The organism is Pseudomonas lactucae, assembly GCF_036688725.1.
Classification (GTDB): Bacteria; Pseudomonadota; Gammaproteobacteria; order Pseudomonadales; family Pseudomonadaceae; genus Aquipseudomonas; species Aquipseudomonas lactucae.
In genome coordinates, this window is sequence record NZ_JAQQPT010000007.1 from 1 (window position 1) to 16600 (window position 16600).

At 61.6% G+C, this 16600-nt stretch carries 16 protein-coding genes and 1 tRNA gene; 4 read left to right on the plus strand and 13 right to left on the minus strand.

The genetic code is table 11. The annotated features are described in order from the left end of the window. Positions 1–138: 138 nt before the first annotated feature. The 5 genes from V6M90_RS09315 to V6M90_RS09335 all read right to left on the minus strand — a co-directional run bounded on the left by V6M90_RS09315 (position 139) and on the right by V6M90_RS09335 (position 4101). A tRNA-Gly gene (locus tag V6M90_RS09315) sits at positions 139–212 on the minus strand. Positions 213–324: 112 nt separating this feature from the next. Beyond that, positions 325–1209, minus strand: a complete 885-nt coding sequence (locus V6M90_RS09320; protein ID WP_078823598.1) for an alpha/beta fold hydrolase — start codon at positions 1207–1209, stop codon at positions 325–327. Positions 1210–1515: 306 nt separating this feature from the next. Beyond that, positions 1516–2208: a pseudouridine synthase gene (locus V6M90_RS09325; protein WP_003172458.1), complete on the minus strand. Its 693-nt coding sequence runs from the start codon at positions 2206–2208 to the stop codon at positions 1516–1518. Beyond that, positions 2198–2410, minus strand: a complete 213-nt coding sequence (locus tag V6M90_RS09330) for a cysteine-rich CWC family protein (RefSeq protein ID WP_042944323.1) — start codon at positions 2408–2410, stop codon at positions 2198–2200. The genes V6M90_RS09325 and V6M90_RS09330 overlap by 11 nt, the downstream gene beginning before the upstream one ends. A gap of 68 nt (positions 2411–2478) precedes the next feature. Beyond that, on the minus strand, positions 2479–4101 hold the full coding sequence (locus V6M90_RS09335; RefSeq protein ID WP_003172460.1) for a methyl-accepting chemotaxis protein: 1623 nt from the start codon (positions 4099–4101) through the stop codon (positions 2479–2481). Between the two features lie 318 nt (positions 4102–4419). Between V6M90_RS09335 and V6M90_RS09340 the strand changes: the two genes are divergently transcribed. Then, positions 4420–4803 (plus strand): hypothetical protein, encoded by a 384-nt coding sequence (locus V6M90_RS09340; RefSeq protein ID WP_080547072.1) that lies wholly within the window; start codon positions 4420–4422, stop codon positions 4801–4803. 55 nt (positions 4804–4858) lie between these two features. Here the strand turns inward: V6M90_RS09340 and V6M90_RS09345 are convergent, their stop codons facing one another. Further along, positions 4859–5971 (minus strand): enoyl-CoA hydratase/isomerase family protein, encoded by a 1113-nt coding sequence (locus V6M90_RS09345; RefSeq protein WP_003172461.1) that lies wholly within the window; start codon positions 5969–5971, stop codon positions 4859–4861. A gap of 136 nt (positions 5972–6107) precedes the next feature. On the opposite strand from V6M90_RS09345, the gene ung reads away from it, so the two are divergent. After that, positions 6108–6800: a uracil-DNA glycosylase gene (gene ung, locus V6M90_RS09350; protein WP_141065057.1), complete on the plus strand. Its 693-nt coding sequence runs from the start codon at positions 6108–6110 to the stop codon at positions 6798–6800. A gap of 319 nt (positions 6801–7119) precedes the next feature. On the opposite strand, the gene V6M90_RS09355 is transcribed toward ung, so the two are convergent. The 5 genes from V6M90_RS09355 to V6M90_RS09375 form a co-directional block, all read right to left on the minus strand. After that, positions 7120–8157 (minus strand): AbrB family transcriptional regulator, encoded by a 1038-nt coding sequence (locus V6M90_RS09355; protein ID WP_003172463.1) that lies wholly within the window; start codon positions 8155–8157, stop codon positions 7120–7122. Next, positions 8150–9664, minus strand: coding sequence for a tripartite tricarboxylate transporter permease (locus V6M90_RS09360; protein ID WP_003172464.1), 1515 nt, complete (start codon positions 9662–9664; stop codon positions 8150–8152). The genes V6M90_RS09355 and V6M90_RS09360 overlap by 8 nt, the downstream gene beginning before the upstream one ends. A 1-nt stretch (position 9665) precedes the next feature. Next, positions 9666–10124, minus strand: coding sequence for a tripartite tricarboxylate transporter TctB family protein (locus V6M90_RS09365; protein ID WP_003172465.1), 459 nt, complete (start codon positions 10122–10124; stop codon positions 9666–9668). Between the two features lie 63 nt (positions 10125–10187). Next, positions 10188–11171 carry a Bug family tripartite tricarboxylate transporter substrate binding protein gene (locus tag V6M90_RS09370; protein WP_408637291.1) on the minus strand — a complete coding sequence of 328 codons (984 nt, stop codon included), beginning with the start codon at positions 11169–11171 and terminating at the stop codon, positions 10188–10190. Between the two features lie 34 nt (positions 11172–11205). Then, a complete protein-coding gene (locus V6M90_RS09375) occupies positions 11206–12498 on the minus strand; it encodes an OprD family porin (protein ID WP_003172467.1) in 1293 nt (430 codons plus the stop codon). Between the two features lie 235 nt (positions 12499–12733). Between V6M90_RS09375 and V6M90_RS09380 the strand changes: the two genes are divergently transcribed. Together V6M90_RS09380 and V6M90_RS09385 are read left to right on the plus strand one after the other, a co-directional pair. Next, positions 12734–13405 carry a response regulator gene (locus V6M90_RS09380; RefSeq protein WP_332846353.1) on the plus strand — a complete coding sequence of 224 codons (672 nt, stop codon included), beginning with the start codon at positions 12734–12736 and terminating at the stop codon, positions 13403–13405. After that, positions 13398–14783, plus strand: coding sequence for a sensor histidine kinase (locus tag V6M90_RS09385; protein ID WP_003172470.1), 1386 nt, complete (start codon positions 13398–13400; stop codon positions 14781–14783). Before V6M90_RS09380 ends, V6M90_RS09385 begins: the two co-directional genes overlap by 8 nt. On the opposite strand, the gene V6M90_RS09390 is transcribed toward V6M90_RS09385, so the two are convergent. Further along, complete coding sequence (locus tag V6M90_RS09390) at positions 14784–15605, minus strand: HDOD domain-containing protein (RefSeq protein ID WP_332846354.1); 822 nt, start codon at positions 15603–15605, stop codon at positions 14784–14786. It abuts the gene before it with no gap. A 37-nt stretch (positions 15606–15642) separates the two neighbouring features. Then, positions 15643–16584 carry a CAF17-like 4Fe-4S cluster assembly/insertion protein YgfZ gene (gene ygfZ, locus V6M90_RS09395; RefSeq protein ID WP_332846355.1) on the minus strand — a complete coding sequence of 314 codons (942 nt, stop codon included), beginning with the start codon at positions 16582–16584 and terminating at the stop codon, positions 15643–15645. Between the last annotated feature and the right edge of the window lie 16 nt (positions 16585–16600).

Consider the following 16600-nt stretch of genomic DNA (forward strand, 5'->3'; position numbering starts at 1 on the left):
GTGAGCACAAACGCAAACGCCCCGAACAAGTCGGGGCGTTTGCTGGAACCACCATCAGTGTGTTTTCACACAGCCTGATCAGGTCGGTTTTTTTGTGCATCCCCGTCAAGAAAATCAAGACGCGAAAGCGAAATGGAGTGGAGCGGGTAGAGGGAATCGAACCCTCAACTAAAGCTTGGGAAGCTTTCGTTTTGCCACTAAACTATACCCGCTCAGAGCGGCTGACTTTGTACCAGATGTTCGCCAGGATTTGAAGTTTTTCTTTGAAAATGTGCAGGTTGCGGCGAAGGCGCTCGCGCCGTTGCTCCCTCGCCACATCCCCTTTCACATCGCAAACGCATGCTGCGTCTGGCCTTGGCTGTAGCGCAATCGGCTGACCTGCCGCTCTGACTTCAAGAAGCCCACCACCGCGTCCCGACTGTCCCGACACGCCGCCTTGTGCTCCATATCCAGAAAATGCCCCGTCGCCGCTATGGTGCTGAAGCTGCTGTTGGCCACATGCTGGCCAAACAACTTGGCGTCCTGAGCGCTGGTGTATTCGTCCCATTCGCCGTTAAGGAACAGCACCGGAATGTCGATGGCCTTGGCCGCCTTCAGATAGCACAGCCGATCGCTGTTGAGCACTTGGCTGATATGGAAGTGCATCTGCCCGTATTCGTGCTCGGCCAGGCTGCTCACATGCTTGTAATTGAAGCGCTTGAACAGCGAAGGCAGGTGCTTGCCGATGGTGCTGTTGACCAAGTGGCCGACGCGGTCGCGGTCGAGGTTGCCGAGGTAATCGACGCCCCGCTCCAAGTAGTCGCGCATGGGCGCATTGATCACTGGCGAGAACGAGCTGATCACGGCCTTCTCTACACGTCGCGGGCGCTGGGCGAGTGCGATCAGGGTGGCGGCGCCGCCCCAGGAGAACGACAGCACGTGTTCGGCGGCGAAGTGGTCGATCAGCTCCAGGAGGACCTGGCCTTCGACTTCTTTCGTCAGCATGTGCTCGTGACGGTTGTGGATTTTGGAGCGACCGGCGTAGGGCTGGTCATACAAAACCACATTGAACTGCGGGTGCAGGCTTTTCACGGTTTGGGCGAAGGAGGCCGTGGTGGCCATCGAGCCGTTGACCAGGATGATGGTCTTGGCCGCTGCGTCCGCGCGATAGAACTCCGTGTAAACCCGATACTGACCCTGTATATCCAACACAGCGATTTCTGGCCTCATGTCGTAAGACTCCTGGCAAGCGGGTAGGGCGCGCAGAACACTCTGCACGAGCTTTGTGACAGGTAGGCATACGCCTGGAAGATGAGGGCCCATGTCGGTCCGATGAGGGCTGGCCGACGGGTGTTGTTATGGCGGGCTGTTTGCCTGGAAGGCCCGTGGATCAAGCGCGGGCGAGGGCAAGGTGTTTCTTGGAGGTTATAGGTGACTCGCCAGTCATGTCATGGCGGCTGATTGGGAGTCAAGCACAGGCTCGGGATGTCGCAAGTCGCACAAATGGTTTTTTTGCCATCGGCGGCCGAACGGTCGTCAGATCCGTCGGATTTCCTCAAGGCTCAACGCTCGATATTCACCCGGCGCAAGCGCACTGTCCAACTCAAGCGGCCCCATGCGCTCGCGATGCAGGCCGATCACTTTGTTGTTGAAGTGTCCGAACATGCGCTTTACCTGGTGATAGCGACCTTCGATGATGCTCAAGCGCGCGGTCGTCGGCCCCAGCAATGCCAGTTCGGCGGGTTGGGTGGTGAGGTCTTCAAACGCAAAGTACAGGCCGGCGGCAAACGTCGGCGCGTATTCGGGGCCGATAGTGTCCTCAGTGTGCACCCGGTAAACCTTGGGCAGTTTCGTCGTCGGTTGCGTGAGGCGCCGCGACCACTGGCCGTCGTTGGTGATCAGCATCAGGCCGGTGGTGTTGAAGTCCAGACGGCCGGCGATATGCAGCTCGTCTTTATCCGGCTCATCCAGCAAGTCCAACACGGTCGGGTGCTGCGGATCCGACGTCGCACTCACGCAACCCTGCGGCTTATGCAGCATGAAGTAACGCGCCGGTTTGCCCGCCTGAATGACCTCATCGTCCACGCACACACAACTGAAATCACGAACGTCATGGTGCGGGTCGCTGACCGCCACGCCATCGACGCTCACCCGCCGTTCAACCAACAGGAGGCGCACTTGCCGACGATTGAGCCGGGGCAAGTTGCTCAGGAAGCGATCAATCCGCATTGCGGCCACGCAGCTGTTCGTCCACCTGGGCGCAGCGCGGGCACAGGCAGGCGCTGTTGCGCAACTCATCGGGCAGCGCCTGGAGCACCGCCGGGTCGATAGTGACGCTGTAGCACCAGCAGGCCTGGTCGGCGGTGCGCGGGTCGGCCAGGGTGCAGTCGTTGCGGGCACCGCAGGCGGGGCAAAGGCTTGGCGTGGTCATGGGGCGGGCGGCATCGGGCAAGGTTCACTCGGACCTGCACGATACAGCGCCAACCCACGACAGGCTACTTACAGCTGGAACTTGCTGACCAGCACGTTGAACGAGGTGGCCAGGCGCGACAGGTCCTGGCTGGAGGCGTTGGTCTGGTGGGCGCCGGCGGCAGTCTGGGTGGACAGGTCCTGAATGTTCAGTAGGTTACGGTCCACTTCACGGGCGACCTGGGCCTGTTCCTCGGAGGCGGACGCGATCACCAGGTTACGCTCGTTGATCTTCGCCACGCTGGCGGTGATGCGCTGCAACGCCTCGCCGGCATTTTGCGCCAGGCTCTGGGTATTGTTGGCCCAGCTCAGGCTTTTGTTCATCGCCGCCACGGCGCCATCTGCACCGACCTGGACGGCACCGATCATTTTCTCGATGTCGACCGTAGACACCTGGGTGCGATGGGCCAATGCCCGCACTTCGTCGGCGACCACCGCAAAACCGCGACCTTGCTCACCGGCGCGGGCCGCTTCAATCGCCGCGTTGAGCGCCAGCAGGTTGGTCTGGTCGGCGATGGCGCGGATCACATCGATGACGTTGCCGATCTCGCGTACCTGGTTGGCGAGGCTCTCGACCGATTGCGTCGATTCATTGATCTCCACCACCATCGAACGCATGCCGGACACGGCCTGTGCCACTTGCTCGCGGCCGTCCTCGGCTTCGGTGGTGGCCTGACGCGAGGCTTCGGAAGTAGACACCGCGTTGCTCGCCACTTCGTCGACCGCCGCAGTCATCTGGTTCACCGCGGTCGCTGCTTGCTGAATTTCATCATTCTGGCGGGTCAGGCCACGGCTGCTCTCGTCGGTGACCGCGCTGAGTTCTTCGGCGGCCGATGCCAACTGGTCGGAGGCATTGGCGATTTCCATCAGGGTGCTTTTCAATCCGCTCTGCATGTCGGACAGCGCCATCAGCAGTTGCCCGGCTTCGTCGGTGCGCTCGGTGATGATCGCTTGGGTGAGATCGCCCTTGGCAATGCGCTGTGCGCTCTGCACCGCCTGAGCGATAGGGCGGGTGATCAGCCGCGTAATCAGCACACCAATGATGATCGCGATAATGAACGCCAGCACGATACCGCTGATCATCCAGGTCAATGCGCTGTTGCGCAGTTCATCGGCGGCGATGGCCCCTTCCTTGATCTGCCGGTTGTTGGACTCGATCATCACGCGGATCAGCTCGCGCGCCTGGCGGAACAGTTCATTGTTGGTGGTATTGAGCTGTGTGCGTGCCTGTTCGAGCTGACCGCTTTCCAGCATTGACATGATGCGATCCGAGCTGCTGATGTAGGCCGGCCAGATCTGGTCGAGCGTGTCGCCCGCTGCCCGTTCGTCAGCTTCCAGTGGGGTGGCGCGATAGGTGGCAAAGGCCGCCTGGCTGCGTTTGAGTTCGTTGGCGATGTCCTGGCGTACGCGGTCGCGGTCCTGCTGGGGCACATCGCCCTTGCTGGCATCCATCAATCGGTACAAACCACGGTTATGGGCGACCAGGCCGTTGAGGGTCGCGGCGGTATTGCTGACCGACAGTAAATTGTTCGAAAACGTCTTTTCCAGGGCGTTGGCGAGGCGCACGACGCCCTTGATACCCAAAAGACCGACCCCGAGGGTAACCAGGGCGCACAGCAGAAATGAAAGCAGCAGTTTGGTTGAGATTTTCATGAATCGAATCCGGCGAGGTTAGCGAAGGGCTTACGCTAGAGCCTCCCTGATCTTGCGTAGTGTCATAGTGACATCATCTCAATCCGAATAGTTTCGAGCCAGAAAAATTTACTTAATCGTTAAAGCAGCAGGTCAGTTGGGCGCTATATGCTGCGTACGCTTCATGCGGGGACATCAACGTTCTGCATTGATGTATCAAGTTGTTACCAGAACGCACCAGATTCGCTTTTTGATGTCAGATATTTCGTCATTCAGTGAAAGCTGAATGCCGCCCTCCCGCGTCGCTGGAGGTGCTCTTCCGCGGTCCAGGAGGCCGCCATGTATCGACGACTGCTGCTCAGCGCTTTACTCGGTCTAACCCTTTCGGCCTGTGTGCCCTATTACGATGGAGGTCGCAGTTACTACCGTTCCGAGGTCTACACGTCGCCGGCACCGGCCTATTACTACGGCGGTGGCTCAGCGTATCAATACCGCCGGGACTATTACCCGTCGCCGCGCTATTACGCACCCGCGCCACGTTACTATTCGGCGCCGCGTTATTACCAGCCGGCACCACGCTACTATCCGTCGGGACCCAGAGCCGGTTATCGGCCTTATCCGAACCAGGGCTGGGGGGATCGCTGGGGCAACGGCGGGCATGGACGCGGCGGGGATCGCGGGGATCGCGGTGATCATGGACATGGCCGGGGCGGCCATCGTTGACAGGTCTTGAATGCAAAGCGGCGCATGAAGCGCCGCTTTTTTATGCGCCAAGGTTTCAGTAGTCGGACAGATCCGCCAGCGGGTGCCGGCCCTCCCAGGCTTTGTTGAAGTGCGCCTGCACCACCGCATCCGGGAGCGTATGCACATCCGGCCAATGCCAACGGGGCGTCTGGTCCTTGTCGATCAACCGCGCACGCACCCCTTCGCTGAACTCCGGGTGACGGCAGCAATTGAGGCTCAGGGTGTATTCCATCTGGAATACCTGGGCCAGCGACAAATGACGGGCGCGCTGGATCTGTTCCCACACCAGGTGCGCGGTCAGCGGGCAGCCTTCGCTGAGTGTCTTGCCGGCGCGGCTGAACAGCGGGTCGGCGTGATCGCGCAATTGGCTCAAGGCGCGCCAGGCGGAGCGCACGTCACCCACGTCCAGCCACTCGTCGATCTGTGCCCGGCGCGGCAGCCATTGGGCCTCGGGTAGTTGATCGACAGCTTCCTGGGCCAGGGCCTTGAACAGGCTGTTGAGCTGCATCGCGGTCTGTTCCTGCCAGTTCAATTGCAGCAAGCCTTCGATCAGTTCGTCTTGTTGGTCGTCGCGCAGGAAGCGGTCGGCCAGGCCCAGGTCCAGGGCGTCACGGCCGTTGACATGGGCTCCGGTGAGGCCCAGGAACAAGCCGAGTTTGCCCGGCAGGCGTGAGAGGAACCAACTGGCACCCACGTCCGGGTAGAGGCCGATGCTGATCTCGGGCATGGCCAAGCGGCTGCTCGGCGTGACGATCCGCACCGCTGCGCTTTGCAGCAGGCCCATGCCGCCGCCCAATACGTAACCGTGGCCCCAGCAGATCAGCGGTTTGGGGAAGGTATGCAGGCGATAATCGAGACGGTATTCCGCCGCGAAGAACTGCGCGGCCAGGGCGGGCACCTCGCCGGGTTGTTCGCGGCAGGCCAGGGCCAGGCTGCGCACTTCGCCACCAGCGCAAAAGGCCTTGGGGCCGTTGCCGCGCAATAGCACGCAGACGATGTTCGGGTCTTTGGCCCAGGCATCCAGACGGTCGCCCAGCGCCAGGATCATCGGCAGGGACAGGGCATTGAGGGACTTTTCAGCGTCGAGGCTGGCGATGCCGATGCGGGCACCGTCGCTGCCGGTCAGCTCTTCGAAGTGCAGGTTCATCGTGACCTCAATCGGGAAGGTGAAGGATGAGTATGATCGCTCGGCAGGAAAGTGCCGGTGGTGTGTCAGATCAATTGACAACCGGGGCCGGCTTTCCTAGGGTTCGCCTCATTATTTTTTACAAGACAACTCGATCATGACCGAAGGCGACCGTATCAAACTCGAACCCAGCTGGAAACACGCCCTGCGCGATGAGTTCGACAAGCCCTACATGAGTGAGCTGCGCGAATTCCTGCGCCAGGAACATGCCGCCGGCAAAGAGATCTATCCGCCGGGCCCGCTGATCTTCAACGCGCTCAATTCCACCCCGCTGGACAAGGTCAAGGTGGTGATCCTCGGCCAGGACCCTTACCACGGTCCCGGCCAGGCCCATGGCCTGTGTTTCTCGGTACAACCGGGTGTGCCGGCGCCGCCGTCGCTGGTCAATATCTATAAAGAACTCAAGCGCGACCTGAATATCGACATTCCCAACCACGGCTACCTGCAAAGCTGGGCCGACCAGGGCGTGTTGATGCTCAACACCACCATGACCGTGGAACGCGCCAACGCCAATGCCCATGCGGGCAAGGGCTGGCAGTTCTTTACCGATCGGATTATCGAAGTGGTCAGCGCGCATCAGCCGCACCTGGTGTTCCTGCTCTGGGGTGCCCATGCGCAGAGCAAGCAGAAGCTGATCGATGCCACCAAGCACCTGGTACTGACGTCGGTGCACCCGTCGCCATTGTCGGCGTATCGCGGGTTTTTGGGCTGCGGGCATTTCAGCCGCACCAACAAGTTTCTTGAGCAGAATGGCGAGACGCCGATTGAGTGGCGGTTGCCGCCGCTCTAGGCCAAGCACATTCAAATGTGGGAAGGGCGGCTTGCCCCCGATAGCGATGAATCAGGCACGGATGCTTTAACTGAGCCACTGCTATCGGGGCGCAGGCATCTACACAACTCCCGGTGAGCGAAAAATCTACGGTGAATGGGCTGTTGTGGTGAGCGGGCGGATTTTCAGCTTTTAAAAATGGTGTAGATGCTCATGCTGCGATAGCCATTGGTATCTACAGAACTTGAGCGCCCCCTGCTACGCATCATTCTATTAAAGTTGTGTAGATACCTATGGCCATCGGGGGCAAGCCCTCCCACATTTGAACTGCCTTGAAGGTTTAGATTTTTTCCGGCTGACGGTTCCAATGCCTGAACAACGGCTCCGCCAGAAACAACACAAACAACAACCTCATCACCTGCATCGCCGTCACCAATGGCACCGACAGTTGCAGGGTCTCGGCCGTAAGGCTCATCTCGGCAATGCCGCCGGGCATCATGCCCAAGGTCAACGAGCGCAGGTCCAGGTGGGTGAGGGCGCTCAAGCCCACCGCCGCCAGCGTCGCCAGCGCCATGGTCAAGGCCGTGCCGATCAAGGTACGCCCCAGAAACGACGGCGCACTGCGAAAGAACTGACGATTGAAGTGGCAACCCAGGCCGCTGCCGATCAGCCATTGGCCGATCTGGCTGCCGCCGTCGGGCAGGCCGATGTGCAGGTCCCACACGACACTGGCGGTGGCGCTGACCAACAACGGTCCGAACAACCACGGGTTTGGCTGACGCAAACGCTGCCAGCCCCACGCCACCAGCGCGCCGACGGGAAACAGCAAGGCCAGCCACGCCCAGCTCACCGGCGCGGGATGAAACTGCGGCGCACCGCCCCCCAGCAAATACTTGAAGATCGCCGGCACACACAGCACCACCACCAGCACCCGCAAACTCTGGCCCGCCGCGACACGGCTGAGCACCGCGCCATTGCGGGCGCCGAGGTTGACCATCTCGCCGGAGCCGCCCGGCATGCTGGAGAAAAACGCGGTGGCGCGGTCTTCACCGCTGCGGCGCATCAGCCACACGCCGACCACGCTCGACAGGCTGGTGACCAGCGCGCCGAAGAAGATCAGGCCGAAGTGGCTCATCACCTGCTCGATCACCAACGGCGTGAAATGCAGGCCGATGCCGATGCCCACTACCCATTGGCCGCATTTGCGCCCGCCGGGGATCTCGGCCAACTGCCACGGCGTGAGGCAACGCACCAGGATGATCGCCAGCAGCGAGCCGACCATATACGGCAACGGCCAGCCGACGAGGCTGGCCAGGTAACCGCCGGCCAAGCCGACCAGCGGTGTTGCCCACCAATGTTTAAAGGTGACCTCAGACATCGGCCAAGGCACGACGCTGGAGCGCACGTTTACGCCAGATACGCAGCAGCGGTACAAGCAGCATGATCGCGGTCAGCACCCAGACGCCAAAGGTGATCGGGCTCGACCACAGAATTTCCAGTGCCCCGTTGGAAATCGACAGCGCCCGGCGCAGGTTCTGTTCCATCAGGCCGCCGAGGATAAAGCCCAGCAGGACCGGCGACAGTGGGAAGTCCAGCTTGCGCAGGATGTAGCCGAAGATACCGATGCCGACCATCAGGAACAGGTCGAAGGTGGTGGCGTGCACTGCGTACACACCGATCGCGGTGATGATGGCGATCACCGGCACCAGCGCCCAGTTTGGTACGGCGAGGATGCGTGTGAAGATGCGGATCATCGGAATGTTGAGGATCACCAGCATGATGTTGGCGATAAACAACGACGCGATCAGGCCCCAGACGATGTCCGGTTGCTGTTGGAACAGCAGCGGGCCGGGGGTGATGTTGTACAGCGACAGCGCGCCGATCATCACCGCCGTGGTACCCGAACCTGGAACACCCAGGGTCAGCATCGGCACCAGGGCGCCACAGGCCGAAGCACCGATGGCGGTTTCCGGTGCCGCCAGGCCACGCATATCGCCCTGGCCGAATTTGCCGCTGGCACCGGCCAGGCGTTTCTCGGTCATATAGGCAACGGCTGAAGCCAGCGTCGCGCCGGCACCCGGCAGTACGCCCATGATGAAGCCCAACACGCCGCAACGGATGTTAACCACGAATACCGAAGAAGCTTCCTTCAGGTTGAACATCATGCGTCCGGTGGCTTTTACCGCTTCCTGGCCACGGTGGGTTTTTTCCAACAGCAACAGAATCTCGCTGATGGAGAACAGGCCCAATACCAGCACGACAAACTGGATACCGTCGGTGAGGTGGATGTTGTCGCCGGTAAAACGGTACACACCGCTGTTGGCGTCGATGCCGACCGCCGAGAGGAACAGGCCGATCAGCGCTGCTACGAAGGTCTTCAGCGGCTTGTCACCGGCCATGCCACCGAGGCAGACAATCGCGAACACCATGAGTACGAAATATTCCGCCGGACCAAAGGCAATCGCCCATTTGGCCAGCAACGGGGCAAACAGCACCATGCCGCAGGTGGCGATAAACGCGCCGATGAACGAACTCCACGCCGATAACGACAACGCCACGCCGGCCAGGCCTTTACGGGCCATCGGGTAACCGTCGAGGGTGGTCATCACGGTGGACGCTTCGCCTGGGATGTTCAGCAGGATCGAGCTGATACGACCGCCGTATTCACAGCCCAGGTACACGGCCGCCAACAGAATCAGCGCCGACTCCGGCGGCAGGCCCAGGGCGAACGCGATGGGGATCAACAGCGCCACGCCGTTGATCGGGCCCAGCCCCGGCAACAGGCCGACCACGGTGCCGATCAGGGTGCCGCACAACGCGGTGATCAGGTTGTAAGGGGACAGCGCAACGCCGAAGCCCTGGCCCAAATAGCCGAAAGTATCCATATCAGTTCTCCAGAACGTCTAGCAGGCCGAGGGGCAGCGGAACATCCATGACCTTATCGAACAGCAGATAAAGACCGATGGCCATCAGGCTGATGATCACTACGCTGGGCACCCAGCGACCGCCATACAGGCGCGCCATGGGAATACCGATCAACATGCTGCTGAGGATGAAACCGAGCGGTTCGAAGCAGGCGGCAAACACGATCAGCAGGCCAACGCAGATGCCGATCTTGACCAGGGTGTCGCGGTCCAGCGCCGGTTCCTCTTCGGTGTGCCTGGTCGGTTGCGGGCGAATCAGCATGTAGATCAACGCCAGGCTCATCAGCCCGAGCATCAACAGCGGGTAGGCACGAGGCCCTACCGGCTCGTAGGAAAACGCCGCCTGATACGGCCAGGCCATCAGTGCCAGGCCGGCACAGGCCAGCAACAGCACAGCGGCAAAAATGCGTTGTAAGAGCATGTCGAAATCCTGGGCCACGCCTCTTGTGGAAGAGGACGTGGCCGCGCAAGAAAGGAGGGGCGTTTACTGGATCAGGCCGAACTCTTTGGCCAGCACTTTGTAGTCAGCCACCTGTTTCTTCACGTAGGTGTCCAGTTCCGGGCCGGTCATGGCGAACGGGAACAGCTCGCGCTGGTCACGCAGCTTGGCGAACTCGTCGGAGGCCAGCAGTTTGTCGAAGGTGTCCTTCCACCAGGCGTAGTCGGCATCGCTGACTTTTGGCCCCAGGTAGAAACCGCGCACCACCGGCCATACGATGTCGTAGCCTTGCTCTTTGGCGGTCGGGATGTCCTTCATTTCCGGCTCGTCCAGGCGCTTCTCGGAGAACACTGCCAGCAGGCGCATGTCACCGCTGAGAATGTGCGGCATGGAGTCGGAGATGTCGGTACTGCCGACCTGGATGTGACCACCGAGCAGGGCCGTGGCGATTTCGCCGCCGCCTTCAAGGGCCACGTAACGCAACTCGCGCGGGTTGATCCCGGCGGCCTTGGCGATCAGCGCGGTTTGCATCCAGTCCTGGCTGCCGACAGTGCCGCCGGAACCAATCACCACGCTGCCTGGATCTTTCTTCAAGGCTTTTACGAGATCGTCGAGGGTCTTGTAGGGCGAATCGCTTTTCACCGCGATGGCGCCGTAGCTGGTGCCGACCGCCGCCAACCAGCGCACGGCGCTTTCGTCGAAACGTCCGAATTTGCCCTGGGCCAGGTTCAACAGCGAACCGCTGGACCACGCCACCAGGGTGCCGCCATCCGCAGGGCGCTGCGCGACCACCGCGTTGTAGGCCACCGCACCCACGCCGCCGGGCATGTAGGTCACGCGCATCGGTTTGCTCAGCAACTTCTCGTTGACCAGCGCGCTTTGCGCCAGTTTGCAGGTCAGGTCAAAACCACCGCCGGGGGAGGCCGGGGCGATGCATTCCGGACGCTTGGGCTCATCGGCGGCCAGCAGTTGGCCAGCGAACAGCACGCAGCCGGCGGCGAGGGCCAATTTACGCAGTGAAGGGGTCATGGTGATCTCCATCGTTGTTGTTATGGGGTTCTACTTACCAGAGGGCGACGCTGTAGCTGACCAGCACACGCATTTCGTCCGCGTCACGGGCCGAATAGTTGGAGCGGTACGTGGCATTGCGCAGGCGCACGGCCACGTCCTTGAACGTACCGGTTTGCACCACGTACTTGATCTCGGTGTTGCGCTCCCACTCTTTGCCGGTGTCGCCGTTCTTGAGCTTGATGTTGTCACCCGACAGGTAACGGCTCATGAAGCTCAGGCCTGGAATGCCCAGCTTGGCGAAGTCGTAGTCGTAGCGCGCCTGCCAGGAACGCTCCTCGGCGCCGGCAAAGTCGTTGATCTGCACGAAGTTGACCAGGTACGGGTCGCTGCCATCCACATACGGGAAGGCGCTGTCGCCGGACATGTGCTGGTAGCCGGCGCTGAGCTTGTGGCCATTGAGGGCATAACTGAACAGGCCGTTGAGGGAGGTGTTGTCGATCTTGCCGCCACGGGCCGCGCCGGTGTCATCGCTGATGGCCAGGCGCAGGTCGGCGGCGAAGGTGCCGGGGCCCATCGGGCGCGCGGCGACCAGGCCGAGGAAGTGCTGGCGGTACACGTCGTCGAGCTGGGCGAAGTGGTAGCTGCCGGTAATCTTGTCGGCGAACTTGTAGTCCACGCCACCGAAGTTGAAGTGTTTGCCAGTGGCACCGCTGAGAAACCGGCTGTTCTTGTTATTGAGCGCGATGTCTTCGTAATTGCTGTCGTCGCGGTCCTTGGCCTTGTCCAGGCGGCCGCCGGTGAACGTCAGGTTCTTGAACTCCTTGGAGGTCAGCAGGCCACCATTGAACGTCTGCGGCAGAATGCGCCCGTCGTTGGGCTTGAGAATCGGCAGTTCAGGCATCAGCGAGCCGATTTTCAGCTCGGTGGCGGAAATTTTCACTTTGCCGGTCAACCCCAGCTTGGAATACTCGTCGGCGGCGCGGCCATCGTCGTGGGTGGGCAGCAGGCCGGTGCCGGTGCGGTCGGGGCTGGAGTCGAGCTTGACGCCGAGCATGCCCAGCGCATCCACGCCAAAACCGACGGTGCCGTCGGTGTAGCCCGATTGCAGGTTGAGCATGAAGCCCTGAGCCCATTCGTCGCGCTTGGATTGCTGGGCACTGGTGCCATCGCGAAAGTCGCGGTTGAAGTACATGTTGCGGGTTTCCAGGGTCGCGCTACTGTCTTCGAAGAAGGCAGCCTGGCTAAGCGGCGAAAAGCCGGCAAGGGCAGCGGCACTGGCGAAGGCGGTCTGGGTCAGGCGGGAAAAACGAACAGGCGGACAAGCCTGGGGCTGTGTCGACAGCATCGTGGTGCACTCCGTTATTGTTCTTATTTTGACGAAAACGCATCGAGGCGTTTTTCGGGCGCTACGGTTGAGGTAGCTGGGCAGGCAGGGCCTACCGTGTCTGGATGCTAAAGGGCGAAGCTTTCACTAACCTTTCAATCGCCTTTCAATGTTTTCGGGCTTCACAGGCCAGGCGGCGCCTGTAAACTGCCCGGCAAAGCGTGGCGCCGACCACCCCTGAACGAGGTAGAAATCCATGCGTGTCCTCTTGGTTGAAGACCACCTGCAGCTCGCCGAAAGTGTCGCCCAGGCGCTCAAGAGCACGGGTTTGACCGTTGACGTGCTGCACGATGGCGTGGCCGCGGACCTGGCCTTGAGCAGTGAGGATTACGCGGTCGCCATCCTCGACGTGGGCCTGCCGCGCATGGATGGTTTCGAGGTGCTGGCGCGCTTACGGGCGCGTGGGAAAAATCTGCCGGTGTTGATGCTGACCGCGCGCAGTGACGTGAAAGACCGCGTGCATGGCCTGAACCTGGGCGCCGATGACTACCTGGCCAAGCCGTTCGAGTTGACGGAACTGGAGGCGCGGGTCAAGGCGCTGCTGCGCCGCAGCGTACTGGGCGGCGAGCGCCAACAGACCTGCGGTGTGCTGGTATACGACCTCGACACGCGACGGTTCACCGTGGGCGGCGAGTTGATGACGCTGACCTCCCGCGAGCAAGCCGTGCTGGAAGCCTTGATTGCCCGCCCAGGCCGGGTGATGAGCAAGGAGCAGCTCGCCTCTCAGGTGTTCGGCCTGGACGAAGAGGCCAGCGCGGACGCCATCGAAATCTACGTGCACCGCCTGCGTAAGAAACTCGACGGCCAGCCCATCGCCATCGTGACCTTCCGCGGCCTCGGCTACCTGCTGGAAGCCCGCGATGCATAAGCCCAGCAGCCTGCGCTGGCGCCTGCTGTGGAACCTGGCGCTGCTGCTGGTGTTGTTGATGCTGGCCAGCGGCATGAGTGCCTATTGGAACGGGCGCGAAGCCGCCGACACCGCCTATGACCGCACCTTGCTGGCCTCGGCGCGGACCATCGCCGCGGGCCTGACCCAGGTGGACGGTACCCTCAGCGCCAACGTGCCCTATGTGGCCCTGGACACCTTCGCCTACGACAGTGCCGGGCGCATCTATTACCAGGTCAATGACATCCACCAGAAGCTGATCTCTGGCTACGAGAACCTGCCTGGGCCGCCGCCCGGCACGCCGCGAACCGATGACTATCCGGCGCTGGCGCGGTTTTACAACGCCAAGTATCAGGGTCAGCAAGTGCGGGTAGTAAGCTTGCTGAAGGCCGTTTCCGAACCGAACATGAACGGCATGGCGGAAATCCGCGTGGCCGAAACCGATGAAGCGCGGGTGAGCATGGCCCGCAGCCTGATGGCTGACACCTTGCTGCGCCTGGGCATGCTCGCCATCGGCGCGTTGCTGCTGGTGTGGTTTGCCGTGAGTGCTGCGCTGCGCCCGCTGGAGCGCCTGCGCACGGCGGTGGAAGAGCGTCAGCCCGACGACCTGCGGCCGTTGCCGCTGGTGGAGGTGCAGCATGAATTCGGGCCGTTGGTGCGCTCCCTCAATCACTTCACCGAACGCCTGCGCGGCCAGTTCGAACGCCAGGCGCAGTTTATTGCCGATGCCGCCCATGAGCTGCGCACGCCATTGGCCGCGCTCAAGGCTCGGCTGGAGCTGGGCTTGCGCGCTGAAGACCCCGTCACGTGGCGCAGCACTCTGGAAACTGCCGCCCAAGGCACTGATCGGCTGACCCACCTGGCCAACCAATTGCTGTCCCTGGCCCGCATCGAAAACGGCGCCCGGGCCATTGCCGAGGGTGGCGCGCAGTTGCTGGATTTGAGTCAATTGGCCCGCGAGCTGGGCATGGCCATGGCGCCCCTGGCGCATGCGCGCGGTGTGGCGTTGGCGCTGGAGGCTGACGAGCCGGTGTGGCTGCGCGGCGAGCCGACGCTGCTTAACGAGTTGCTGAGTAACCTGGTGGACAACGCTCTGGCGCACACGCCGCCCGGCGGCAACGTGATTCTGCGAGTAACGGCGCCGGCGGTGCTGGAAGTGGAGGATGACGGGCCGGGGATTCCGGCGGACGAACGCGACCGGGTGTTCGAGCGCTTCTATCGGCGCAGCCAGCAAGGCATGGGTACTGGCCTGGGGCTGGCGATTGTCGGTGAAATCTGTCGGGCGCACCTGGCGCAGATCAGCCTGCACGATGGCGAGCGGGCGGGGTTGAAGGTGCGGGTGAGTTTTATCGCCGGTTGATCAATAAAACATCGAGCGTGCTTCATCCAGCTCGATGCGCAGCTTCTCGCTGTAGGGATCAATTTTCAGTTTCTTCATCGCCGGCACGCTTGAGACATCCACTCTTGCCAGCGGGTGCTCTGTACCGCGATGGCAATACAGCATGGCGATCTGTACCAGGTCGATATAGTCGAGGCTGGCGGAGTCGCGCTCCAGGTTCAGGTACTGGCCCGGCAGTTTGGCCAGCATTTCCGGAAAGTCCCAGCCACTGAGCAGTTTGTCACCCAGCACCGGGTGGATGCTGTCGATCACATGGTTGAGGCTGACCGGGTCTGAAAGCAGTTCGTAATGGTCTTCGGCGTAGGTGAGGATCGGCAGCACGCCGATCTGGTGCACCAGGCCGCCCAACGCTGCCTGGTCCGGCTTGAGCTGGCTGTGGCTGCGGCACAGGGCGTAACTGACGCCCGCCACCTCCAGGCTGCGGCGCCACACATCGCGCATCTTTTGTTCAACGGTTTCGGAGCGGGCGTGGAAGATCTGTTCCATCACCAGGCCGATGGCCAGGTTGCTGCTGTAGTTGGTGCCCAGCCGCGTGATCGCGGTGTGCAGGTCGGTGACTTCCTGGGTCGCACGCAGCAGTGGGCTGTTGACCACTTTGATCAGGCGCGCCGACAGCGCGGTGTCGCGACCGATCACTTTGCTCAAATGGTTGATGCTGATTTCCGGGTCTTCGGCGGCCTGACGGATGTTCAGGGCCACTTCCGGCAATGTCGGCAGAACCAGGTCATCGTTGTCGATGGCCTTGATCAAAGCCTGTTGGACTCTTTCCTCCAGCTTGTTCATTCATGTTCTCTAGGGTGTTGCAAAAAAGGTACGGCGATTAACGCTGGATCTCTCGATCGCGGTCGAGTGTGTAAGGCAGTTCGAGCAGATGCAGGCCGGGACCTTCGAGTGTGCCTAGGTGCACATCGCCACTATCGGCTGCTTCGGCCTGCAAGACTGCCAGAAGTTCAATCGACAGGTCAGCTTTTGCGGCAATCACCACTTCGCCGATTGCACTGTTATGGCTGGGGGAAAACAACGGTGTACCTGGCTCGGGCATCTGGGCTGCATCGAGTTTCAAGCGATACAGGCGGCGCTTGAGTTTGCCCAGGTACTGCATGCGCGCGACGATTTCCTGGCCTGTGTAGCAGCCCTTCTTGAAGCTGACGCCGCCCACGGCTTGCAGGTTGAGCATCTGCGGGATGAACAGTTCGCGGGTCTGCGGCATGACCTGGCCGATGCCGGCGCGGATCTGGCCCAGCAGCCAGTCATTCAGAGGGGCTTCGTCCAAGTGTGCGGCCAACTGGCTGCGCACGGTGTCGGCGCTTTCGGCAGGCACCCAGAGTTCGGCGCGGTCGGGGGAAACACGAATGGCGATCAGGTGTTCGGCGCGGGCGACGCTGTCGGTCTCGGCGGGTAGCCCAAGGCCAAGCCCGGTGAGCAGGTGATCGCCGTTGGCTACACCGAAACGCACCCAGGCGGCGCTTTCGTCGGTGAGTTTGGATTTGGAGAACACGGCATACTTTTTCAGGTCAGCCAGTTGGGGTTCCAGCAGCTCGCTGGCCATGGCCAGCAACACACCATCACCTTGCAATACGATGCGAAAGCTCGACTGCATGCGACCTTTTTGCGTGCAGCGCGCACCGAGGCTGGCCTGGGTATCGCTCAGGTAATTGAGGTTGCAGGTCAGTTGGCCCTGCAGGAACTTGGCAGCGTCGGCGCCGCGGACGGCGAGAACGCCTTCGTGGGACAGGGGACAGAAGAAAGCAGAGTCGGCCATGGGTCATCGCAGGTCA

Excerpts from the sequence above, each read along its gene's own strand:
- V6M90_RS09320 (WP_078823598.1), bottom strand. The coding sequence starts at position 1,209 with ATGAGGCCAGAAATCGCTGTGTTGGATATACAGGGTCAGTATCGGGTT.
- V6M90_RS09325 (WP_003172458.1), bottom strand. The coding sequence starts at position 2,208 with ATGCGGATTGATCGCTTCCTGAGCAACTTGCCCCGGCTCAATCGTCGG.
- V6M90_RS09330 (WP_042944323.1), bottom strand. The coding sequence starts at position 2,410 with ATGACCACGCCAAGCCTTTGCCCCGCCTGCGGTGCCCGCAACGACTGC.
- V6M90_RS09335 (WP_003172460.1), bottom strand. The coding sequence starts at position 4,101 with ATGAAAATCTCAACCAAACTGCTGCTTTCATTTCTGCTGTGCGCCCTG.
- V6M90_RS09340 (WP_080547072.1), top strand. The coding sequence starts at position 4,420 with ATGTATCGACGACTGCTGCTCAGCGCTTTACTCGGTCTAACCCTTTCG.
- V6M90_RS09345 (WP_003172461.1), bottom strand. The coding sequence starts at position 5,971 with ATGAACCTGCACTTCGAAGAGCTGACCGGCAGCGACGGTGCCCGCATC.
- ung (WP_141065057.1), top strand. The coding sequence starts at position 6,108 with ATGACCGAAGGCGACCGTATCAAACTCGAACCCAGCTGGAAACACGCC.
- V6M90_RS09355 (WP_003172463.1), bottom strand. The coding sequence starts at position 8,157 with ATGTCTGAGGTCACCTTTAAACATTGGTGGGCAACACCGCTGGTCGGC.
- V6M90_RS09360 (WP_003172464.1), bottom strand. The coding sequence starts at position 9,664 with ATGGATACTTTCGGCTATTTGGGCCAGGGCTTCGGCGTTGCGCTGTCC.
- V6M90_RS09365 (WP_003172465.1), bottom strand. The coding sequence starts at position 10,124 with ATGCTCTTACAACGCATTTTTGCCGCTGTGCTGTTGCTGGCCTGTGCC.
- V6M90_RS09370 (WP_408637291.1), bottom strand. The coding sequence starts at position 11,171 with ATGACCCCTTCACTGCGTAAATTGGCCCTCGCCGCCGGCTGCGTGCTG.
- V6M90_RS09375 (WP_003172467.1), bottom strand. The coding sequence starts at position 12,498 with ATGCTGTCGACACAGCCCCAGGCTTGTCCGCCTGTTCGTTTTTCCCGC.
- V6M90_RS09380 (WP_332846353.1), top strand. The coding sequence starts at position 12,734 with ATGCGTGTCCTCTTGGTTGAAGACCACCTGCAGCTCGCCGAAAGTGTC.
- V6M90_RS09385 (WP_003172470.1), top strand. The coding sequence starts at position 13,398 with ATGCATAAGCCCAGCAGCCTGCGCTGGCGCCTGCTGTGGAACCTGGCG.
- V6M90_RS09390 (WP_332846354.1), bottom strand. The coding sequence starts at position 15,605 with ATGAACAAGCTGGAGGAAAGAGTCCAACAGGCTTTGATCAAGGCCATC.
- ygfZ (WP_332846355.1), bottom strand. The coding sequence starts at position 16,584 with ATGGCCGACTCTGCTTTCTTCTGTCCCCTGTCCCACGAAGGCGTTCTC.